A 2,993-nucleotide genomic window follows, 5' to 3' on the forward strand; every position below is an offset into this window, starting at 1 on the left:
CGGCTGGATTTTCGGTCAGGATGAGCCGACTCGGCTGACTTGTGGGGCTGCGGCGACATCTGAGTCTCCGGGCTCATGTGATCCGGTCCTCGCGAGTGGTTAGATGCTCCCCGTGAAGGAGCAGCAACGACGCGTACGCGCCTATGCGCACCGTGGTGGAGCGCTCCATCCCGACCTGGTCGGGATGGAGAACACCATGGAGGCATTCCGGCATGCGGTGGAGCTCGGCTACACCCATCTCGAGACCGACGTGCACGTCACCCGCGACGGTGTGCTGCTCGCCTTCCACGACGAGGCGCTGGACCGGGTGACCGACGCCAGCGGGCTGATCGCGGAGATGACGTACGCCGAGGTGAAGGCCGCCCGGATCGGCGGTATCCACGGGGTGCCGACGCTGGCGGAGCTCTTCGAGGCGTTCCCGGAGGTCACCTTCAACATCGATCTCAAGTCCGACGGCTCGGTCGGTGCGCTGGCCGAGCTCCTCGCCGCGACCGACCACGAGGACAAGGTCATCGTCGGCTCCTTCTCGGCCCGACGGCTCGAGGCGTTCCGCCGGCTCACCGAGGGACGCGTACGCACCTCGGCCCACATCCGAGAGGTCCTGGCCTATCTGCTGGCGCCGACGACCGGCATCGCCAAGCGACTCGTCGGGTCGCGGTTCGACGCCTTCCAGATCCCGCACCACGAGCACCTCGCCGGGCCGCTGTCGATCCGGGTGGCTTCGCGTGGCCTCGTCCGCCGCGCCCACAGGGCCGGCAAGGAGGTCCACGTCTGGACCATCGACGACCCGGCCGAGATGGAGCGGTTGGTCAAGCGTGACGTCGACGGTCTGATGACGGACCGCACCGACGTGCTCAAAGCGTTCCTGGAGGAACGTGGCCTGTGGGAGGCTGGGCCGTCTCGGACTTCGCCCCACCATTCTGAGCCCGACAAAGAGAACAACGAGGAGCCCGAGAAGTGACCACATCAGCCGGGATCGGCGACTTCACACCGGTCGAGCGGGCCCGGGAGCAGAAGGGCTGGTTCTTCACCGACTGGGCCGTCTCCGCCTTCCAGACGACGGTGGCCGGTGTCCTGTTCGCGCCCTACCTGATCGAGATCGCGAAGGCCGCCGCCGTCGACAACCGGATCGACGTGCTCGGGCTCTCGATCGCGCCCGGCGCGCTGCCGTCGTTCGTGATCACGTTCTCGACGATCCTGTCAGCGATCGTCTACCCGCTGGTCGGCGCGATCGCCGACCGCACCTCGCGCAAGCCCGACCTGATGGCCGGGTTCGCCTGGGCCGGCGCGCTTTGCGCGGCGCTGCTGTTCTTCATGACCGGGGACAACTGGTGGTTCGGCTCGATCATGTTCATCATCGCCAACCTGTGTGCAGGCGCGGCGGTGGTGGTCAGCGACTCGATCCTTCCGCTGATCTCGACCGAGGACGAGCGTGACCGGGTCTCCTCGATCGGCTGGGCCTACGGCTACGCCGGTGGTGGGCTCCTGCTCGCCGTCAACTTCCTCCTGGTCACCTTCGCCGACCCCCTCGGCCTCGGGACGGCGCTGGCGGTGCGGATCTCGATGCTCTCGGCCGCAGTGTGGTGGGCGGGGTTCATCATCATCCCGTGGCGCCGGATCCGCCGGCGCGAGCCCGCCGACGTCGAGGACGTCTCCGGCGGTGTCGTGGCGCGCTCTTTCGGTCAGCTGTTCGTGACGCTGCGTGAGCTCCCGCAGTATCCGGTCGCGCTGACCTTCCTGCTGGCGTACCTCTTCTTCAACGACGGCATCCAGACGGTGATCAGCTCGGCGTCGATCTACGGGGTCGAGGAGCTCGGGTTCGAGACCGGCACGATGCTCGGCATCTATCTGCTGGTGCAGTTCGTGGCGGTCGGCGGGGCGGTCTTCTTCGGCCGGCTGGCGAAGAGCTTCGGCGCCAAGCGGGTGATCCTCGGCGGTCTGGGCGGCTGGATGGTCATCGTCGTCGCGGCCTACTTCGTGCCGGAGCAGACCCTGGTGCCGCTCCTCGTCGTCGCGGTCGGGATCGGTCTGGTCATGGGCGGCACCCAGGCGCTGGCCCGGTCCTACTTCTCGCTGTTCATCCCGGCGGGCAAGGAGGCGGAGTACTTCAGCCTCTACCACGCCATGGACCGCGGCACCTCCTGGCTCGGCACCCTGGTCTTCGGACTCGTCTACCAGATCACCGACTCCTACCGGCCGGCGATCCTGGCGCTGATCGCCTTCTTCGTCGTCGGTGGCGGCCTGCTGGCGCTCGTGAACACCGCGAAGGGCATCGAGCAGGCAGGCAACCGAGCGCCCCAGCGTGTGTGAGAGCGTGCTCAGCGGCTGGCGGTTTCGGGACATCGGCCGTTCAGGACTTTCTCAGGGAGATTCGCAGGTCAGGCGGGTCCTGTGTCGAACAACACGGCGACGATCCCGACATTTCACGGAATCATCACCTCCTCTGTACCGTTGACGATGTGAAGAGGCCAGACGGCCTGCGTCATGAGTCCGCAGACCGCCTCGCTCTTCAGCTCATTCAACGGGGGACGATCGACTCAGGAGGTGCTTCATGGCCGAGCGCACGTTGCGCGGCGCCCGACTGGGCGGACAAAGTTTTGAGGACGAACGCGGGATCGAGTTCGCGGGTCGCCAGCAGGTGGCCTACCGCTGCCCGCAGGGTCACGACTTCGAGATCACGATGTCGGACGAGGCCGAGGTTCCGGCCATCTGGGAGTGCCCGCGCTGCGGCATGGAGGCTCTCAACCTCTCCGGCGCCAAGCCGGAGGAGAAGGCTGAGAAGCCGGCGCGTACGCACTGGGACATGCTCCTGGAGCGGCGCTCGGAGAAGGAGCTCGAGGACATCCTCAAGGAGCGCCTCGACCTGCTTCGTGGTGGCGAGATCGGCCCGGCTCACCTGCACCGCAAGGGATCGGGGAAGAAGAAGGCCAACGCCTGACTTCTGACACAGCCAGATACGCCGACGGAGGCCTTCCGACATGGAAGGCCGCCGT

At 67.0% G+C, this 2,993-nt stretch carries 3 protein-coding genes; all 3 read left to right on the plus strand.

Features of this window, described 5'->3' with window-relative positions:
- Positions 1-103 precede the first annotated feature (103 nt).
- The 3 genes from ACFU7D_RS29220 to ACFU7D_RS29230 all read left to right on the plus strand — a co-directional run bounded on the left by ACFU7D_RS29220 (position 104) and on the right by ACFU7D_RS29230 (position 2,938).
- Positions 104-961 carry a glycerophosphodiester phosphodiesterase gene (locus ACFU7D_RS29220; protein WP_378873928.1) on the plus strand — a complete coding sequence of 286 codons (858 nt, stop codon included), beginning with the start codon at positions 104-106 and terminating at the stop codon, positions 959-961.
- Positions 958-2,310: an MFS transporter gene (locus ACFU7D_RS29225; protein ID WP_378873931.1), complete on the plus strand. Its 1,353-nt coding sequence runs from the start codon at positions 958-960 to the stop codon at positions 2,308-2,310. Before ACFU7D_RS29220 ends, ACFU7D_RS29225 begins: the two co-directional genes overlap by 4 nt.
- A gap of 241 nt (positions 2,311-2,551) precedes the next feature.
- A complete protein-coding gene (locus ACFU7D_RS29230; protein WP_378873934.1) occupies positions 2,552-2,938 on the plus strand; it encodes an RNA polymerase-binding protein RbpA in 387 nt (128 codons plus the stop codon).
- The last annotated feature ends 55 nt before the right edge of the window (positions 2,939-2,993 follow it).

Source organism: Nocardioides sp. NPDC057577, from assembly GCF_042801335.1.
In the GTDB taxonomy this organism is placed as follows: domain Bacteria; phylum Actinomycetota; class Actinomycetes; order Propionibacteriales; family Nocardioidaceae; genus Nocardioides.

Coding starts and splice junctions, on each gene's coding strand:
- ACFU7D_RS29220 (WP_378873928.1), top strand. CDS start 104: ATGCTCCCCGTGAAGGAGCAGCAACGACGCGTACGCGCCTATGCGCAC.
- ACFU7D_RS29230 (WP_378873934.1), top strand. CDS start 2,552: ATGGCCGAGCGCACGTTGCGCGGCGCCCGACTGGGCGGACAAAGTTTT.